General features: G+C 48.2%; 15 protein-coding genes. 10 read left to right on the top strand and 5 right to left on the bottom strand.

From position 1 onward, the window contains the following. Nucleotides 1-4: 4 nt before the first annotated feature. Nucleotides 5-880 (top strand): SDR family oxidoreductase, encoded by an 876-nt coding sequence (locus tag EJV45_RS19295; RefSeq protein WP_129718428.1) that lies wholly within the window; start codon nucleotides 5-7, stop codon nucleotides 878-880. 39 nt (nucleotides 881-919) lie between these two features. On the opposite strand, the gene EJV45_RS19290 is transcribed toward EJV45_RS19295, so the two are convergent. Further along, the gene (locus EJV45_RS19290) at nucleotides 920-1,618 is read right to left on the bottom strand and encodes a LytTR family DNA-binding domain-containing protein (protein WP_129718362.1); all 699 of its coding nucleotides are present in this window, start codon (nucleotides 1,616-1,618) and stop codon (nucleotides 920-922) included. Between the two features lie 5 nt (nucleotides 1,619-1,623). Then, a complete protein-coding gene (locus EJV45_RS19285) occupies nucleotides 1,624-2,685 on the bottom strand; it encodes a sensor histidine kinase (protein WP_129718360.1) in 1,062 nt (353 codons plus the stop codon). Nucleotides 2,686-2,980: 295 nt separating this feature from the next. On the opposite strand from EJV45_RS19285, the gene secA reads away from it, so the two are divergent. The 9 genes from secA to EJV45_RS19240 all read left to right on the top strand — a co-directional run bounded on the left by secA (nucleotide 2,981) and on the right by EJV45_RS19240 (nucleotide 14,653). Continuing rightward, nucleotides 2,981-6,283, top strand: coding sequence for a preprotein translocase subunit SecA (gene secA / locus EJV45_RS19280; protein ID WP_129718358.1), 3,303 nt, complete (start codon nucleotides 2,981-2,983; stop codon nucleotides 6,281-6,283). A gap of 65 nt (nucleotides 6,284-6,348) precedes the next feature. After that, nucleotides 6,349-6,813, top strand: coding sequence for an SPOR domain-containing protein (locus EJV45_RS19275; protein WP_129718356.1), 465 nt, complete (start codon nucleotides 6,349-6,351; stop codon nucleotides 6,811-6,813). After that, a complete protein-coding gene (locus tag EJV45_RS19270) occupies nucleotides 6,794-7,978 on the top strand; it encodes a M20 family metallopeptidase (RefSeq protein WP_129718354.1) in 1,185 nt (394 codons plus the stop codon). Before EJV45_RS19275 ends, EJV45_RS19270 begins: the two co-directional genes overlap by 20 nt. Next, nucleotides 7,978-8,940 (top strand): hypothetical protein, encoded by a 963-nt coding sequence (locus EJV45_RS19265; protein WP_240755355.1) that lies wholly within the window; start codon nucleotides 7,978-7,980, stop codon nucleotides 8,938-8,940. Before EJV45_RS19270 ends, EJV45_RS19265 begins: the two co-directional genes overlap by 1 nt. Before the next feature lie 41 nt (nucleotides 8,941-8,981). Then, complete coding sequence (locus EJV45_RS19260; RefSeq protein WP_129718352.1) at nucleotides 8,982-10,544, top strand: serine hydrolase; 1,563 nt, start codon at nucleotides 8,982-8,984, stop codon at nucleotides 10,542-10,544. Nucleotides 10,545-10,553: 9 nt separating this feature from the next. Further along, nucleotides 10,554-11,222 (top strand): SGNH/GDSL hydrolase family protein, encoded by a 669-nt coding sequence (locus tag EJV45_RS19255; protein ID WP_129718350.1) that lies wholly within the window; start codon nucleotides 10,554-10,556, stop codon nucleotides 11,220-11,222. A 42-nt stretch (nucleotides 11,223-11,264) separates the two neighbouring features. Beyond that, a complete protein-coding gene (gene dnaG / locus EJV45_RS19250; protein WP_129718348.1) occupies nucleotides 11,265-13,238 on the top strand; it encodes a DNA primase in 1,974 nt (657 codons plus the stop codon). 1 nt (nucleotide 13,239) lies between these two features. Beyond that, entirely contained in the window at nucleotides 13,240-13,611 is a 372-nt protein-coding gene (locus tag EJV45_RS19245) for a YraN family protein (RefSeq protein WP_129718347.1), read from the top strand. Then, a complete protein-coding gene (locus EJV45_RS19240; RefSeq protein WP_240755354.1) occupies nucleotides 13,604-14,653 on the top strand; it encodes a glutaminyl-peptide cyclotransferase in 1,050 nt (349 codons plus the stop codon). The genes EJV45_RS19245 and EJV45_RS19240 overlap by 8 nt, the downstream gene beginning before the upstream one ends. Before the next feature lie 3 nt (nucleotides 14,654-14,656). Here the strand turns inward: EJV45_RS19240 and EJV45_RS19235 are convergent, their stop codons facing one another. The 3 genes from EJV45_RS19235 to EJV45_RS19225 form a co-directional block, all read right to left on the bottom strand. Next, a complete protein-coding gene (locus tag EJV45_RS19235; RefSeq protein WP_129718343.1) occupies nucleotides 14,657-15,178 on the bottom strand; it encodes a DUF4251 domain-containing protein in 522 nt (173 codons plus the stop codon). A 250-nt stretch (nucleotides 15,179-15,428) separates the two neighbouring features. Beyond that, nucleotides 15,429-16,853 (bottom strand): pitrilysin family protein, encoded by a 1,425-nt coding sequence (locus EJV45_RS19230; protein WP_129718341.1) that lies wholly within the window; start codon nucleotides 16,851-16,853, stop codon nucleotides 15,429-15,431. Between the two features lie 24 nt (nucleotides 16,854-16,877). Continuing rightward, nucleotides 16,878-18,191, bottom strand: a complete 1,314-nt coding sequence (locus EJV45_RS19225) for a pitrilysin family protein (protein WP_129718339.1) — start codon at nucleotides 18,189-18,191, stop codon at nucleotides 16,878-16,880. Nucleotides 18,192-18,233: the final 42 nt, after the last annotated feature.

Raw genomic sequence — 18,233 nt, 5'->3', positions numbered from 1 at the left:
TATGATGTACAACCAGCCTATGCTTCGTGCAGATGCACTAAAAGATAAAACCGTAGTCATAACCGGTGGTGGCACCGGCCTGGGTAAAGCAATGGGTACCTATTTTCTTAAACTGGGCGCCAACCTGGTCATTACAAGCAGAAAATACGATGTTCTTGAAAAGGCTGCTGATGAAATGGAAAACAAGACCGGCGGGAAAGTATTGCCGCTGGTGTGCGATGTTCGTGATCCCGAACAGGTTGAAAAGGTTCTGCATCAAACTATTGAAAAGTTCGGTACACCCGATGTACTGCTGAACAATGCTGCAGGGAACTTTATTTCGCCCACAGAACGGCTTTCTGCAAATGCATTTTCATCTATCATCGATATCGTACTAAAGGGAACGGTGAACTGCACGCTTGCTTTTGGAAAACACTGGATAAAAGAAAAGCACTCCGGCACGGTGCTGAACATCATAACGACCTACGCCTTTACGGGCTCTGCCTATGTTGTGCCGTCTGCCTGCGCCAAAGGCGGTGTACTGGCACTTACCCGGTCGCTGGCCGTAGAATGGGGCAAATACGGCATCCGGACTAACGCCATTGCTCCGGGCCCTTTTCCTACAAAGGGCGCCTGGGAACGCTTGCTTCCCGGTGATCTGGCTAAAAAATTCGATTTTAAGAACCGTGTTCCGTTAAAAAGGGTGGGCGAACATCAGGAGCTTTGTAACCTTGCGGCCTTTCTGATAAGCGACTTTTCCGGTTATATAAACGGTGAGGTGATCAGTATTGACGGCGGCGAATGGCTGCAGGGTGCCGGTCAGTTTAACGGGCTCGAAGCCATTCCGGCTGAAATGTGGGACATGCTTGAGCAAATCACCCGCAATGCAAAAGGCAGTTAGATCTGTTTAATTTAATACCATGTTGCCCGCCGGCAAGCTTTACTGCCCTTTCCAAAACGCAATGAAGTCCTGGTAAGAGTCGCTTATCGGTAGTACATCGCCCGATGACAGCTCTGCTTTGCGGTTATTGATTGCCTTTACGCGGGCCACGGGCACGATAAAGCTGCGGTGAATGCGCCTGAACTGGTCTGCAGGCAATTTCTCGAGCATTTTTTTCATCGACATGAGTGTCATGAGGGTCGGACCGTTATCGAAGTGAATCTTGATGTAATCTTCAAGGCTCTCCATGTAAGTAACATGCGCAAGCTCAATCTTTGTCAGCTTGTACTCAACGTAGACAAAGATCTGTCCGCCATCAGCAAGCCCCTTTTGTTTCTGGTATTCTACATACTCAACCGCTTTTTGCACGGCTGTTTTGAACCTGGACTGGTCAATGGGTTTGAGCAGGTAGTCGATCGCGTTTAATTCGAAACCTTCAACGGCATAATTGCGGTAGGCGGTGGTAAAGATAACCATGGGCTTTTTCTCAAGCGCGTGCATCAGGTCGATGCCGCTGATGTCTGGCATGTCTATATCTAGAAAAAGAAGCTCGACATCATGCTTGCGGATAAATTCTGCAGCGGCAATGGCATCTTCGAAAGTCTGCAGAAGCTCGAGTTGCGGCAAGGCACCGATATAGTTGCGCATCAGCGCCAGTGCAAGCGGCTCATCGTCTACAGCCACGCATTTGATAGGCATAGGGTTTAAACTTTGATGGTTAAATTTACGGTAAAATATCCATCATCGGTTCTGATATTTAAAAAATGCCGGTCAGGGTACAGGTCTTCAAGGCGTTTGCGTATGCTGGCCAGGCTGATACCCGTTCCGCCAAGCGAGTGTTTATTATAAAAGATCTTGTGGCGCGTAGTAAACAGGATCTGGCCCTCCATAGCGGTCAGGTGGATATCAATATTGCTTTCTTCATGGTTGCTGACACCGTATTTGAATACGTTTTCGGCAAAAGCCATAAGCAGCAGCGGGGCAATCTTTTTGTTCAGTGTGTCGCCTTCAAAGCTGACGTTCAGTTTTGTCTTCCGGCTCAGACGCATGGCCTGGAGATCTGCATAATGCTGCAGACAGCTCAGTTCATCGTCAAGCCTGGCCTCGGTCAGCGCAGCCTCGTCAGTAAAATACCGCATAATGGACGATAGCTTCATGAGCATTTCGGCTGTGCGCGAATCATTGATGGTTGCCAGGGTGTAGATGTTATTAAGCGTATTATAAAGAAAATGGGGATTTACCTGCGCTTTCAGGAAGGAGAGTTCGGCCTCGGCGCGGTCTTTTTCGGCCTGCAACACACGGCGCATAGCCAGGTGCAGCTGCCGGTTCGTTTCAAATGCAATGCCGGTAGTAATGATCACGAAAAAGATAAACATGCTGATGATATCTACTTTCGGACGGATTACCGCCGGGCCGGAAACAGGGTGACCATAAGGCCTGATGGTTGTCCGCTGTGCCATTTCCCTGGCCGACTGTTTACGGTGCTGCTGGTTCAGCCTCCCAAAGGGCCGGATCCATAAAACAGCCAGCAAAAGCAACAGAACGCTTGCCGTGTACAACAAAAACCGGCGCCGCCTGAACAGGCCGGGCAGCAGCCACATGGTGTGCACATAATAAAGAACCAGAAAGGCGAGCACAAAACAACAGTAACCTGAAGACAAAAGAAGTGTTTCCGGCTTCACATCAAATATAAGCAGTGGCACAGCCATCAGGCCCAGCCATCCGGCCAGGTGCAGTGTAACGCGCAACTGCTTTATTCTTCTCATGATTTTTCGTGTCGTCTTTCACCAGCTTGCCGGGCAATATGCTTCATCTCCAGCGTAGTGTCCTGTTGACGGCTGCAAAAGAAGACCAAATTGAATCGCTGCCGGCGAATGTGCCGGCCATCTGCCCGAATGTATGGATGGATCAGGATTAATATCGAATGCAAGATAGTCGATATTAAAAATATATCTGTAATTTTAGCGGCTTAAACTGCCAAAAAGGCCGGTAAATTCCGGTGGCCTGGTTGTTGTAACACCCAGGTTTTGAATATAGAACACTAGACGAATAAAAAATATAATGTTAGAATTTTTAACCAAGATTTTCGGAAGCAAATCAGAACGGGATATAAAGGGGATACAACCGCTGGTCAATAAGACCAACGAGGAATATGCAAAACTTGGTTCCATCAGCAATGATGAATTGCGTGATAAAACGACATCATTTAAAACGCGGATTGCAGCGTTTCTTGAAGACATAGACAAGCAGGTAGCCACGTTAAGAACTGAGGCTGAAAGTGAGAGCCTCGATCTTCAGCAAAAAACAAATATTTACGATCAGATCGATAACCTTGGCAAGGAGCGCGATAAAGAACTTGAAAAAGTCCTTCTCGAGATCCTGCCTGAGGCTTTTGCTGTTGTGAAAGAGACCGCGCGCCGCTTTACGGAAAACCAGTTCATTGAAGTGACTGCAACCGACTTTGACCGTGAAATCGCAGCACGCAAAGACAATGTCAAAATTTCAGGCGATAAAGCGCAATGGGCAAACCACTGGAACGCAGCAGGTACAGATGTGGTCTGGAACATGGTTCATTATGATGTACAGCTGATTGGCGGTATTGTGCTGCACCAGGGCAAAATTGCGCAGATGGCTACCGGTGAGGGTAAAACCCTCGTGGGTACACTTCCTGCTTATCTCAATGCGCTTGCCGGACAAGGTGTGCACATTGTTACCGTGAACGATTACCTGGCACGCCGTGACTCGGAGTGGAACGGACCGCTGTTTGAATTCCACGGCTTAAGCGTGGACTGTATTGACAAACACGAACCGAATTCAGAGCAGCGCCGCAAAGCGTATCTTGCAGACATTACCTACGGTACGAATAACGAGTTTGGCTTCGATTATCTGCGTGATAACATGTCGCAGACGCCAGATCAGCTGGTGCAGCGTAAACTTCACTTTGCCATGGTCGATGAGGTTGACTCAGTGCTTATTGACGATGCCCGTACACCACTTATTATCTCAGGCCCGATTCCATTCGGCGATCAGCATGAATTTTACGACCTGAAGCCACGTATCGAACGTCTGGTAAATGCACAGAGAACATATGTTACCCAGGCGCTGAATGAAGCAAAAAAACTCATTAACGACGGCAAAGCCGGTCCGGAAGAAGGGCAGGGTGGTATTGCCCTGTTGCGTGCGCACCGCGGTTTGCCGAAAAACAAGGCACTGATCAAATTCCTGAGCGAGGGAAATGTGAAACAAACCCTGCTGAAGACAGAGAATCACTACATGCAGGACCAGTCGAAAAACATGCCTAAGGTAGATGAGCAGCTGTTTTTCCATATCGACGAAAAAAATAACCAGGTTGAACTGACCGAGAAAGGTATCGAGCTGATTACACAGTCAGGAGAAGATCCCGGATTTTTTGTGCTTCCGGACGTGGGTACGGAGATCGCCGAGCTTGAGAAATCAGACCTTTCGGGAGAAGAAAAAGTATTGCGTAAAGACGAGCTGATGCGCGATTACGCCGTGAAGGCAGAGCGTATTCACTCAGTTAACCAGTTACTGAAAGCCTATACCCTGTTTGAGAAAGATGTAGAATACATCATTGATGAAGGGAAGATCAAAATTGTAGACGAGCAAACCGGCCGTATCATGGAAGGCCGCCGTTATTCTGACGGACTTCACCAGGCTATCGAAGCAAAGGAAAACGTAAAGGTGGAAGATGCCACCCAGACCTACGCTACCATTACGCTGCAGAACTATTTCCGCATGTACCACAAGCTTTGTGGTATGACCGGTACGGCTACCACCGAGGCCGGTGAGTTCTGGCAGATCTATAAACTTGACGTTGTTGAAATCCCGACCAACCGGGCCATTTCGAGAAAAGACGAGCAGGATTTTGTTTACCGCACCATGCGTGAAAAATATAACGCCGTTGCAGACGAAATTGTAAAACTGACCGAAGCGGGCAGGCCGGTTCTGGTGGGTACGACTTCAGTGGAAATCTCCGAATTACTGAGCCGCATGCTTAAACTTCGCGGTATCAGGCATAACGTTTTGAACGCCAAATTGCACCAGCGTGAGGCCGACATTGTTGCCGAAGCAGGAAAGGCCGGTACGGTAACCATTGCCACCAACATGGCTGGTCGTGGTACCGACATTAAACTGGGGCCGGGTGTTAAGGAAGCCGGCGGTCTGGCGATTGTTGGTACCGAGCGTCATGAATCGCGCCGTGTAGACAGACAGCTGCGCGGACGTGCAGGCCGCCAGGGCGATCCGGGTTCATCGCAGTTCTTTGTATCGCTTGAGGATAACCTGATGCGTCTGTTCGGTTCTGAGCGAATTTCAAACATCATGGTACGCATGGGTATTGAAGAAGGTGAAGTGATCCAGCATTCAATGATCACAAAATCTATTGAACGTGCGCAGAAAAAAGTTGAGGAGAACAACTTCGGTATTCGTAAGAGACTTCTTGAGTACGATGACGTGATGAACTCTCAGCGTACCGTTATTTATGCCAAACGTAAGAATGCCCTTTTTGGCGAACGTCTTGACGTAGACATGAACAACATGGTTTTTGATGTGGCAGAAGATATTGTTAACGAATACAAAACCGAGGGCAACTTTGAAGGCTTTAAACTTGAAGTGATCAAAAACTTCTCTGTAGATACAGCCATTACCGAAAAAGAATTTTCTTCGCAGAACGTACAAAATTTGACCGAAAAACTTTTCGAAGAAGCCACTGCATTTTACGCCAGAAAATCTGATGCGGTCATTAACCAGTCTATGCCGGTGCTGACACAGGTGTTTGAAGAACGGGGCGCACAGATTGAGCAAATCATTGTTCCTTTTACAGATGGCATTCGTGGTATACAGGTTCCTGTATCACTGAAAAAGGCAATTGAGAATAAAGGCCGTGAGGTGGTAAAAAGCTTCGAAAAAACGATCGTCCTTGCACTGATCGACGATTCCTGGAAAGAACACCTGCGCGATATGGACGAGCTGAAACAATCGGTTCAGAACGCCGTTTACGAACAAAAAGATCCGCTGGTTATTTACAAGATGGAAGCCTTCACCTTGTTTAAGAACATGCTGAATGCAGTGAATAAAGAGGTTGTAAGTTTTCTCTTTAAAGGTGGTATCCCGGTTGCACAGGAGGCAGAAGACATCCGTCAGGCACCGGCGCCTAAACGCCAGCCGCAGCTTCAGACAACAAAACAGGAGTTTAGTCAGGAAGAACCGGGAGCAGAGTTCGCCGATACGCGCGAAGCAATTCCGCAGCAACCGGTACGCGTCGATCCGAAAGTCGGGCGCAACGATCCATGCCCTTGCGGAAGCGGCAAAAAATATAAAAACTGCCACGGTGCAAGCCTATAATTTGTAATCCAAGCACAGAATGCCGAATTTTGCAAAAAGTTCGGCATTCGTACTTTATAGCCCTGATGGAAAAAACAGCCTGTGTTCTTATAATGATCTTCTTTTGCTGTGCCGCGTTCGCACAGTCAGACCGCAGTAAGCAGGGAGAAGTTAAAGTGGTTAAAGATCCGCTTATTGATAGCCTGATAGCCAGGCGTGCAGAACTTTACCGGAAGAAAACGCCGGTATCGCCTGCAGTTACCCGCCCGCCCGTGGTCTCTTCTATGGGTTACCGCGTACAGATTTTTTACGGATCAGACCGCCGGCAGACATTCAATATGCAGTCCCGTTTCAGGGATGAGTATCCGACATACCGGACATACATTACATACCGCGAGCCCAATTATTACCTGCGCGTAGGCGACTTCAGGTCCAGGCTCGAAGCGCAAAGGTTTCTCAACCAGCTGCGGCCAAAATACCCCACGCTGTTTATTTTCAGGGAAAAGATCAATGCGCCAAATTTAGATACAGATGATCAAGGAGCAAATTAAGCAGCTTTCTGAATCGGTTTTTTCAGAAGTAGTCGGCTTTCGCCGCCACCTGCACGCAAACCCTGAACTTTCCTTCAAGGAGTTCGAAACATCGGCCTTTATTAAGGCGCAGCTGGACCGCTGGCAAATTCCTTATACCGCCTGCGCCAATACAGGCGTTGTCGGACTAATTAAGGGGAAGGGCAATTCAGAAAAGGTCATCGCCCTCCGGGCAGATATGGATGCGCTGCCCATCAACGAACTTAACGACAAACCATATACGTCAAAAAATGCGGGTGTAATGCATGCCTGCGGACATGATGTGCACAGTTCATCGCTGCTGGGAACGGCGTTCATCCTGAACGCTTTGAAAGATAAGTTTGAAGGAACAATAAAACTGATCTTCCAGCCAGCCGAAGAATTGCTGCCGGGCGGGGCAAGCATTATGATCAAAGAAGGCGTGCTGGAAAATCCGAAACCCGCTGCTATTATCGGTCAGCATGTCATGCCGCTGCTGAAGACAGGCACGGTTGGTTTCAGATCAGGGATCTATATGGCCTCGACAGACGAACTCTATGTAACCGTGACCGGTAAGGGCGGGCATGGCGCACAACCTCACCAGAACATCGACCCGGTTTTAATTGCCTCGCACATCATCATTGCCCTGCAGCAGATCGTAAGCCGGCATGCTGACCCGCGGCTGCCATCAGTGCTGTCGTTTGGAAAGGTAATTGCCAATGGCGCTACGAATGTCATTCCGAATGAAGTAAAAATTGAAGGCACATTCCGTACGCTGAACGAAGAATGGCGGGATGAAGCCCACAGGCGTATGAAAAAGATGGCTGAGGGTATTGCTGAAAGCATGGGCGGCAGTTGTGATTTTGATATTCACAGGGGTTACCCTTTCCTGGTGAACGAAGAAAAACTGACCGATGCCACCAGGCAGCATGCTGAGGACTACCTGGGTAAAGAGCAGGTTGTTGATCTTGATATCTGGATGGCTGCAGAAGACTTTGCGTTTTATTCGCAGGTTACTGATGCCTGTTTCTACAGGCTGGGTACCGGCAACGAAGAAAAACAGACCATGTATTCCGTCCATACGCCTACGTTTGATGTGGACGAAGATGCATTGAAAATTTCAACGGGACTCATGGCATACCTCGCATTAAAACAACTGGGCAACTGATGCGTGCCCTGCTCCGGATCATACTTGTATGTTGCTGTGCTTCCACATGCTTTTTCCATCGTGTAGCAGCACAGGAGATTGAACGGTTCAATCCGGATACGATCAAAACGATCACACTTGATTCAGTCGTTAACATCCGTTCCCACCGGCTAAACGTTGAAGATTTTATCAACGCCGTAATCAACGATACAAGTTTTTACAGGGCCTTTCAGAAAATGAAGGCATACAACTTTATTGCCGAGAACCGCCTTTACACCTATGACAAGAAGAACAGGGTGAACGGACGGATCTACCGCAAGATCAGGCACAGCAACAACGGCCCGCATAAAATGCAGTATCTGGTTAAACAGGACACAGGCAAGGTTTACAAAAAGAATGGCAAGTACCAGCTGTATACCGTAGAAATGTTCGACTACATTTTCATGAATGCATACAGCAGCGATTTTGTGCCCAATGCGCCGCTTGGCGATGGCAAGTCGGGCGGAACCAACGAAGGCTACAAAAGCAAACTCAAAACGCTGATCTTCGCACCCGGCAGGCCGGTAAAGGGTGTGCCGTTTATAGGAAGCAAGACCGAGATTTTTACCGCCAATATGCGGCAGTATTACGATTATTCATTTGCCAGCGCCACCTACCTTGATTCAATTCCTGTATACCGTTTTACCGTAGCCGTAAAACCAGATCTGAGCAGCTGGACCAAAAGCGGGATTATGATTCGCGAACTGGTAACCATCTTTGATAAACGGAATTTTAACATTCTGGGCCGCTATGTGGATATGAAATACAGCAATTTTCTGTTTGATTTCGATGTGCAGATGAATATTGAGATGAGTTATTTTAACGAAGACAAACTGCCTACCAAGATCAGCTACCAGGGCAACTGGAATATTCCTTTTAAGCGGGAGGAACGCGCCAGTTTCCTGATCGTACATAAAGACTACAAACTGGCCGGTTCGAAATAACAATAGCCGCCAAAGTCTTATCTTTAATATTTGATTTCCGTATGTTAAAAAAAGTATCATTTGGCCTGTTGCTTGGCTTGGCTTGTTTAAATCTGGGCGCTTCTGCACAGGTGCTCAACAGCCGGCAGATAGACAGCCTCGCAGAGAAGACCCTGCGCACGTTCAATGTGCCCGGAATTGCTGTTGGAATTGTAAAGGACGGTAAACTGATTCACGCCAAAGGATATGGTGTACGTTCTATAAAAACCGGCCGGAAGGTAGACGAGAACACCTTATTCGGCGTCGCATCAAACACAAAAGCTTTTACCGCAGCTGCGCTCGGTATGCTGGTTGACCAGAAAAAGATCAGCTGGGACAGCCGGGTAACCGATATTATCCCTGAATTTAAGCTTTACGATCCCTTCGTTACAAATGAGTTTACGATCAAAGACCTGCTTACCCACCGCAGCGGCCTGGGCCTGGGTGCCGGCGATCTGATGATCTGGCCAGACTCGAGCACGGTAACAAAAAAACAGATGATCCATAATCTGCGCTACCTGAAGCCTGTGTCGAGCTTTCGCACAAAGTATGATTATGACAACCTCCTTTATATTGTGGCCGGCGATGTGGTAGCACGCGTATCTGGCCTAACTTATGAAGATTTTATTGAAAGCCAAATAATCCGGCCGCTGGGGATGACAAAAACAGCGGCTTCCTGGTACAGACTGAAAGACAGGTCAAATATCATTGACGGGCATGCGCCGGCAGACGGGAAACTGGTCCCCGTCGGACTTAGTTTTACCGAGCTTGCCAATGCGGCAGGCGGCATGTACTCAAACATAACCGACATGAGCAAGTGGGTCATCGCGCAGATCGAACAGGGGAAATATGATGACGGCAAAAAACGCTTGTTCAGTGCCGAGGTACATCGTGAAATGTGGTCGCCGCAAACAATTATAAATGGCAGCTCGCCCTATAACACGCATTTTTCCGCTTACGGGCTTGGCTGGTTTCTCAGTGATGTAAACGGTTATTTCCAGGCAACGCACACGGGTGGCCTGGCGGGAATCGTAACCCAGGTTACCATTCTGCCCGAGCTGAAACTGGGTATTATTGTCCTTACCAACCAGCAATCAGGCGCAGCCTTTACCGCCATAAGTAACAGCATTAAAGACGGCTACTTTGGTATAAAAGGCAAAGACCGGATCAAACAATATAACGATGCCCGGCTGAAGAACGAACAGGAGGCAGCAGCCATAACCACGCGGGTACAGCAAGAGATTGCGGCTGCTGAAAAGACCGGGCAGCGAGCCGAACCGGCGGTATATGCAGGCAAATTCCGCGACAACTGGTTTGGCGATATAGAGATCAGTCAGAAGAGCGGCCACCTGTACTTTAAAAGTGTAAATTCGCCCAAGCTGCGGGGAGATATGTATTTTTACAAAGCGAATACCTGGCTGGTTAAATGGCAGGACCGCAGCCTCGATGCCGACGCGTTTGTAATCTACCAGCTTGATGCGCAGGGTAAGCCGTCGGGCATAAAAATGGAAGCGATTTCTCCGCTTACAGACTTTAGCTTTGACTTTCAGGATCTGGACTTTAAACCTCAAACCACAAATAAATAACAAGCAACCATGAAACTAAACAGCAGAACCATTCTCGCACTTTTGATGTTGATAACGACAACAGTGGCCATGACAGCAATGAAGCCAAAGCCAAAAAAAGTCGTCTTCTTTGGCGATTCCATTACGCAGGCGGGCGTACGCGAAAAGGGATATATCTCACTCATCAAAAAGCAGCTCGGCAACGCTGATTTTGAAATTGCCGGTGCAGGCATCGGCGGCAACAAAGTATACGATCTCTACCTCAGACTTGAGTCTGATGTGCTGAGCAAACAGCCTGACCTCGTCTTTATCTATGTTGGTATAAATGACGTGTGGCATAAAAAAACGTCGCAAACGGGAACCGATTACGACAAATACCTCAAATTCTATCAGGCGCTGATCAACAAGATCACGGCTGCTGGAAGTAAACTTGTTTTGTGCACACCTTCGGTAATCGGTGAAAAGAAAACCGGAGAGAACCCGCTTGATGCGGAGCTTGATAAATATGCCCAGGGTATACGTGAGCTGGCAGCAAAAAACAATATTCCGCTTTGCGACCTCCGTAAAGCATTTGCAGACTACGAGGCGGCAAACAATACAGCTAATGCAGAAAAGGGTGTACTGACAAGCGATGGCGTTCATATGAACGATGAAGGGAACAGCTTCCTTGCAAAACAAATGCTGCCGTTTGTAAAATAGCGGCGAGGCGGAACATAACAAAGGGTACAGACAGGCAGTAGAATGATTAAGCAGGATACGATAGACAAAATCATGGATACCGTGCGTATCGAGGAAGTGGTGGGCGATTTTGTTAACCTGAAAAAGCGCGGAACCAGCCTGATCGGAAACTGCCCGTTTCATAACGAAAAGACACCCTCGTTTAATGTATCGGTTTCAAAAGGCATCTACAAATGTTTTGGCTGCGGAGTAGCCGGCGATTCCGTTCGCTTTGTTATGGAGCACGAGAAATACTCGTACCCCGAAGCACTGAAGTACCTGGCTAATAAATACAGCATCGAGATTGAGGAGACCCGGGAGGTTCCGAGAGATACGGAAGCTTACCAGGCGCGTGAAAGCCTGTACGTGCTGTCGCAGTTTGCCGCCGGCTTTTTCAGGGAACAGCTCTGGGAAAGTGAAGAGGGCAGATCTGTCGGCCTGAGTTATTTCAGGGAGCGCGGCTTCAGAGAAGACGTGATCCGCAAATTTGAGCTGGGCTATTCGCCAGATGTATGGGACGCCCTCACGCAAAAGGCGCTCAATGAAGGTTACGCACAACAATATCTTGAGGCTACCGGTCTGAGCATCAAAAATGACAAGGGCCGTGTTTACGACCGTTTCCGCGGCCGCGTCATGTTCCCGATTCATAACTTTACAGGAAGGGTTATTGGTTTCGGCGGCCGGACACTGAAAACGGAGAAAAGTGTCCCGAAGTATGTAAACTCGCCTGAAAGCGACATTTATCACAAGTCGAATGTTCTTTACGGGCTCTTCCAGGCAAAAAAGGCCATCCGCGATGCAGACAACTGTTACCTGGTTGAGGGGTATGCCGATGTTCTTTCTGTGCACCAGGCCGGTGTAGAAAACGTCGTTGCCTCATCAGGGACCTCCCTTACTACAGAACAGATCAGGCTTATTTCAAGGTTTACAGAGAACGTCACCATTCTGTATGACGGTGACCCTGCAGGTATCAAAGCGTCACTTCGCGGGCTAGACATGATACTTGAAGAAGGCATGAACGTCAAGGTTGTTTCTTTTCCTGACAAACATGATCCCGACTCATATATGCATGCGGTTGGTGCGTCGGTATTTCGCACCTACATTGAGCAGAACCGCAAGGATTTTATCTTTTACAAAGCAGATGTGCTGCTGGCAGAAGCAGGCAATGATCCGATAAAGCGGGCGGGTATTATCCGCGATATTGTGGAAAGCATCTCGAAGATACCAGACAGCATCAAGGCATCGGTTTTTGTGCGCGAGTGCAGCCGCCTGCTTGAGGTAGAAGAGCGGATCCTGCTTACCGAGCTGAATAAAATGCGCGCCGCGCGTACAAAAAAGTCAGCCGGCACAGGCTACAGCGGACCATCAGCCTACAGCAACCAGCAGGGGCCGGGTTCATATGTTCCCGAGCCCTTGCCTATGCCGGATGAACTCGCAGCAGACTTTCTGGAGTCAGACACGGAAGAGGCAAATGAGCAGCGCCAGGAAAATGAGATTGTGCGGTTACTTTTGAATTTTGGTCATGAACTGGTAAATTGGGATGGGATTGATAACATGTACATTGGCTCTTTCGTCATTCAGAACCTGGCCGACGTAGAATTTACAGATGCGCTTTGTAAACGGATCATTGATCACTATAAAGCAGAGATCGAGCTTGGCCACCTTCCGGTTGCGAGCCAGTTTATTCAGCATAAGGATCCTGAAATTGCAAACCTGGCCATTACCTTGTCTACCTCGCCCTATCAACTGAGCGAAAACTGGGAGAAACGACACCAGATCTATGTGAAGGATGAAAGCATGAATCTGAAAAACACGATATTAGGAGGGATTTACCACCTGAAGAAACGTAAGATAGATCAGATCCTGTCTAACCTGCTTCGTGAGATACAGGAAGAAGCTACGGCTGAAAACCAGGAAATCCTGATGCAGCGGTACATCTATATAAAAAACGTGGAAAAGGAGATATCAAAATACCTGGGGTCAGTTATCGTAAAATAAAATGGCTGTTCACAATGACAGGGGGCGGGAAGGCGAAGCACAGGCGGCGGCGTACCTGGAACAGGCAGGGTATGAGATTATGGATGTGAACTGGACATCCGGACGCGAAGAAATAGACATTGTGGCTTACAAAGACCGTCAGATTATTTTCGTGGAAGTGAAGTGCCGCAGCAATCTCAGCTTTGGCGAACCCGAAGACTTTGTAACGCCGGCAAAACAAAAGCGACTGGCGCGGGCTGCCCGCGCCTATGTAGATACTATGGCACACCAGGGAGAAATACGGTTTGATATCATTTCTATTGTACTTCATCCTGACAGCGCACCGGTTATGAAACATATTGAAGATGCCTTCTGGCCAAGCTATCATGAATAAGATCTTTATATTTTTGCTTTCGGCAGCTGTTTTTGCAGGCTGTAAAGAGCGTGCAAAACTCATGGATTTCAGCACGCCTTTTCAGGGCGAAAATTTCCGGTCGGGAGAAACCATTAAAATGCAGCTTGATCTGCCCCGGGGATTTCAACCGGACTCTGTAATTTATCATGTAGACGGGCAACCGCTGGCGCGCAATACCGGAGGTAAGCCGTTTTCGCTGCCATCAGACCGCCTGGGTCTTGGCTTCAGGCAGCTGCGGGCGGTGGTGCATACGGCGGGAAAAACGGATACCGTACAAACAAATGTCGTGATCCGGTCGGGCAGGAAACCCGACAGGTATACCTACAAAGTTCTGAACGTGTTTCCTCATGATACGAGTGCCTACACCCAGGGCCTTGAGTTTCATGACGGTAAATTTCTGGAAAGCACGGGCAGAAAGGGTCAGTCCAGGCTGCGCTGGGTAGAGGCGGAAACCGGGAAGGTGCTGCAGGAGGTGAAGTTAGATGCAAAATATTTTGCTGAGGGGATTGCAAAAGTCGGCAACCGCATTCTGCAGCTCACCTGGCAGGACAAGATGGGCCTGATCTACGATGCACAAACCTTAAAACAAACCGGCACCTTTCCCTACCAGAAAAGTCCTGAAGGCTGGGGACTTTGTTATGACGGCACACGCCTGGTCAAGTCTGACGGCAGCAACCGCCTTTGGTTTCTAAATGGAGAAAACTATAAAGAAGAAGGCTTTATAGAGGTTTATGACGACAAGGGAGCAGTTGACCGGCTCAATGAGCTCGAATTTATTGATGGGAGCATTTATGCCAATGTTTATGGACAGGAAAGGATCATTATGGTTGATCCGAAAAGCGGCGCTGTAACCGGCGCCATTGACCTCACTGGCCTGTTTCCCAAAGATTATTTTAAGGATGATGCTGATGCATCTAACAACGTACTAAACGGAATCGCCTACGACCGTACCGGCAAGCGGCTGTTCGTAGGCGGTAAAAAATGGCCGAAACTGTTTGAGATCCGGCTGATAAAAAAATAGACTTTAATCTTTTCTAAGTTCGTCTATGGTGCCGTTAAAGGTAATAGCCTGCCTGTTATTGCTGTTTGCAATCAGCGTGGCATAACCTTTCTCAGAGACATCAAGCGTGAACCGGTGATTGTCCTTTACATCTTTCGTTGTAAAGGTGATGACCCATCCGCCCCGCTTCTTACGCGTTTCTTTCATTGTGAAGTTTGTCGACGTAAATTTGATGCCATTCTCATTCGGATTATAGGGTGCAACAAAAGCGCGGCCGAAATAGGGTAGATAGGCTTTCAGCGTGTCGCCGTTCAGCTGCAGGTCATATTGCATGCCATTCAGCTGAATCATACTGCCGCTGTTTACGCCCTGCATGCGGCTCATGATGCGGCTTACATCGAGGCTGTTCAATGGCAGCGCTGCACTCGCATTAAAAACGAATTTCTTCGATCTGATCAATCCGCTCAACGCTTCTTTATCTGTTACCTGTGCCTTTAGACCCGTAGTAACGAGCAGCAGGGCACATATCATTTTTAAAAGTTTCATTTGAATCTGTTTTGGGTGTTATATAGAACAGATGCACACGCGGCAAGTTTTCCATAAATATCAGCAAAAATGCGCAGGAAAAATACTGGTTTTATTGCGGGTTGCCGGCGTGCGGAAGGCAAAGGATTATAGGCCGGGGGCTTAGCCCGGCGGTTGGGCGTCGGGTGATCAGCCTCAAGGCCAGTTAACGGCATGGGTAAAAACAAAGCCCCTGTTGGTTTAGTCAGGGGCTTTGTTGAGTGCTATGCGTTTAGGGTTGCTTAACCTGTTCGATTGGAACCGCAAACTTGTCATATGCCTGCGTTTTTAAACCAAGGCGTTTCAGCCCGGCAGCAAACTGCTCCTGTTTGCCGACAATAATGACCCGCGTGTTATCGTGGTTGAAATACTTGTTTGCCACCCGCTGAATGTCATCGGCAGTAACCGCATTGATCTTTTGAAGATAGGTACGGTAAAAATCCTTCGGCAATCCGTTGATCAGAATGTTACTTGCAAACCCTGCTGTGCGTGCCGGGTTCTCAAGTCCGAGGGCAAATGAACCATTATACAGATTTTTTGCGTTCTGCAGCTCTTCTGCGCTCACCTTGTTTTTTCTCATACCATCAATTTCGCGAAGGAATTCGACAACAGCGCTGTCTGCTTTCTCGTTGCGAACAGATGCAGAAGCACTGAATGTGCTTTGGAAGCGGCCGGCACCCGTAGAGGAATAAGCACCATAGGTAAAACCATGTTTTTCACGAAGGTTCATAAACAAACGTGCCTCGGCTCCGCCGCCAAGAATCTGGTTGGCAAGCAGCACAGCGAAATAATCCGGATTGTTCATAGGCAGGTCTATCAGGTTGATCACCGTGATTTCAGACTGCACCGCGTTTGGCACATCAACAATGTTTATTTCTGTCTTCGCAGGATTATTTACCTTAGTCAACACAGGTAGTTTCAAAGCGCTCCCTTTCCAATCGCCGAAGGCTTTCTGGGCCAGAGCTTTTGCAGCTTCAGGTTTGATATCGCCGACAAAGGTCAGGTAACCGCGCGAAGGCGTAACATACTTCTGGTAGGCAGCCTTTACATCGTCGAGTGTCAGTGCGTTCAAACTTTGTTCGCTCACAAACTCACCGTAAGGGTGGTTGGTGCCATAACTGAGCGCATTAACCACACGCGATGAGATGGCTTTCGCGTTCCGTTCGTTTGACTTGAGGCCGGTAAGATTTTGCGATTTGAGTTTTTCGAATGAGGCCTGCGGAAAAGCCGGATGGCGAAGGCCTTCGGAAAACAGTTGAAAAGCCTGATCAAAATAACGTGTTAACGCAGATACGCTTCCGCCGGATGAACTGAGGCCGACATTCGCGCCAAGCATGTCGACAGCTTCGTCATACTGGGCCTTGGTTTTTGATGTGGTGCCTTCGCGCAGCATGGCGCCCATAATGCTCATGACGCCGGCTTTGCTGCCTTCTGTAACGGGTCCTGCATCAATTGAATAACTCGCCGTAACCCTGGGCAGCTTATGGTCTTCCACCACCAGGACAGTGATGCCGTTTGATAATTTATAAATGACCGGGTCGCCGATCTTGATCACCGGCGCCGGACCCGGCTTGGGTTTCTGGCTCCGGTCAATTTTTTGCGCAAATGCCAGCTGTCCGAAAAGAAGCGCAGCAGCAAAAATATATAGTTTTTTCATGTTGATCTGTTGTTTGGTATGAGGCTATTTCTTCGGCAGGTAATAAAGTACTACGCGCTGGTTTTTATTGAGGTATTTCTTAGCAACATCTCTGATGTCTTCGCGGGTTACCTTTCTGATCTGATCCAGCTCCTCATTGATGCTGTTGGTGTTCTTGTTGTGAAAAGTATAACCATTGGCCAGGTTTTCTGCCACACCAATCATTCTTGAGTTAGCACCGACATAGTTATTCTCAAACTTGTTCATTACCTTCTTGTATTCCGCCTCAGAGATAAGATCTGACTTTAATTTTGCCACCTCGGTATCGATATCCTTCAACAGCGAATCGAGCGGCGTGTTTCGGTTTGGCAGTGCCAGGGTAATGTACGCACCATAATCTTCGAGAGAGTAGTTGAAGGCCGCCACCTGCAGTGCGTTTTTCTTTTCATCTACCATTTTTCTGTTCAGCCGTGAACTTGCACCGCCGGAAAGAATTGAAGTGATCATCTGAAGTGCCTGCGCATCTTTATCAGCCATGCCGGGAACACGGTAAGCAGCAAAGATTGCCGGGATCTGGATGTTTGCGTCATAGGCTGTATCAATAATCTGTTTTGTGATCGGTTTCAGCGCTACCTTATTTCGTTCCACAGGTGCACCTTTTGGCACTTCGGCAAAATAGTTCTGCACAAGCGTTTTGGTTTTCGAAATGTCTATATCGCCGGCAATAACCAGTGCAGCATTATTCGGAACATAGAATTTTTTAAAGAAAGCTAAAAACTCATCGAGTTTGGCGGCGTCAAGATCTTCCATCGATCCGATCGGCTGCCAGCGGTATGGATGCCCGTCAAACAGGTGCGTAAAGATGCGTTCGGTAAATTTGCCATACGGCTGGTTGTCTACACGCAGGCGTTTCTCTTCTTTTACCACTTCATTCTGGGTGCGTACGCCTACCTCATTGATTACAGGGTGAAGCATGCGCTCGCTTTCCAGCCACAGGCCGAGCTCAAGCTGATTTGAAGGGAAAACCTCGAAATAAAAGGTGCGGTCCTGCGAAGTATTGGCGTTGTTCTGGCCGCCATTGCTGCTGACCGTTTTCATGAACTCTCCGCGTTTCATGTTTTTGGAGCCTTCAAAGAGGAGGTGCTCAAAGAAATGCGCAAAACCTGTTCTTCCGGTCTGCTCATCTTTTGAGCCTACGTGGTACATCACAGAAACGGCAACCACGGGGGCAGATTTATCCTGGTGCAGGATAACATGCAGGCCATTATCAAGATCGTATTCTGTAAACTGTACTTTTTGCGCAGCGGCAGTCAGGCACAGCGCCAGCATACCTCCTGTGAAAAGTAATTTTCTTTTCATGTTGTAAATAAATTAGTTAATGTAGAAGCGAAAGGTAAGAAA

Source organism: Pedobacter sp. SYP-B3415, assembly GCF_004138205.1.
Taxonomy (GTDB): Bacteria; Bacteroidota; Bacteroidia; order Sphingobacteriales; family Sphingobacteriaceae; genus Pedobacter.
Note: the sequence above shows the minus strand (reverse complement) of the source record. Positions and strands in the feature narration are given on the sequence as shown.

Coding starts and splice junctions, on each gene's coding strand:
- EJV45_RS19295 (WP_129718428.1), top strand. CDS start 5: ATGTACAACCAGCCTATGCTTCGTGCAGATGCACTAAAAGATAAAACC.
- EJV45_RS19290 (WP_129718362.1), bottom strand. CDS start 1,618: ATGCCTATCAAATGCGTGGCTGTAGACGATGAGCCGCTTGCACTGGCG.
- EJV45_RS19285 (WP_129718360.1), bottom strand. CDS start 2,685: ATGAGAAGAATAAAGCAGTTGCGCGTTACACTGCACCTGGCCGGATGG.
- secA (WP_129718358.1), top strand. CDS start 2,981: ATGTTAGAATTTTTAACCAAGATTTTCGGAAGCAAATCAGAACGGGAT.
- EJV45_RS19275 (WP_129718356.1), top strand. CDS start 6,349: ATGGAAAAAACAGCCTGTGTTCTTATAATGATCTTCTTTTGCTGTGCC.
- EJV45_RS19270 (WP_129718354.1), top strand. CDS start 6,794: ATGATCAAGGAGCAAATTAAGCAGCTTTCTGAATCGGTTTTTTCAGAA.
- EJV45_RS19265 (WP_240755355.1), top strand. CDS start 7,978: ATGCGTGCCCTGCTCCGGATCATACTTGTATGTTGCTGTGCTTCCACA.
- EJV45_RS19260 (WP_129718352.1), top strand. CDS start 8,982: ATGTTAAAAAAAGTATCATTTGGCCTGTTGCTTGGCTTGGCTTGTTTA.
- EJV45_RS19255 (WP_129718350.1), top strand. CDS start 10,554: ATGAAACTAAACAGCAGAACCATTCTCGCACTTTTGATGTTGATAACG.
- dnaG (WP_129718348.1), top strand. CDS start 11,265: ATGATTAAGCAGGATACGATAGACAAAATCATGGATACCGTGCGTATC.
- EJV45_RS19245 (WP_129718347.1), top strand. CDS start 13,240: ATGGCTGTTCACAATGACAGGGGGCGGGAAGGCGAAGCACAGGCGGCG.
- EJV45_RS19240 (WP_240755354.1), top strand. CDS start 13,604: ATGAATAAGATCTTTATATTTTTGCTTTCGGCAGCTGTTTTTGCAGGC.
- EJV45_RS19235 (WP_129718343.1), bottom strand. CDS start 15,178: ATGAAACTTTTAAAAATGATATGTGCCCTGCTGCTCGTTACTACGGGT.
- EJV45_RS19230 (WP_129718341.1), bottom strand. CDS start 16,853: ATGAAAAAACTATATATTTTTGCTGCTGCGCTTCTTTTCGGACAGCTG.
- EJV45_RS19225 (WP_129718339.1), bottom strand. CDS start 18,191: ATGAAAAGAAAATTACTTTTCACAGGAGGTATGCTGGCGCTGTGCCTG.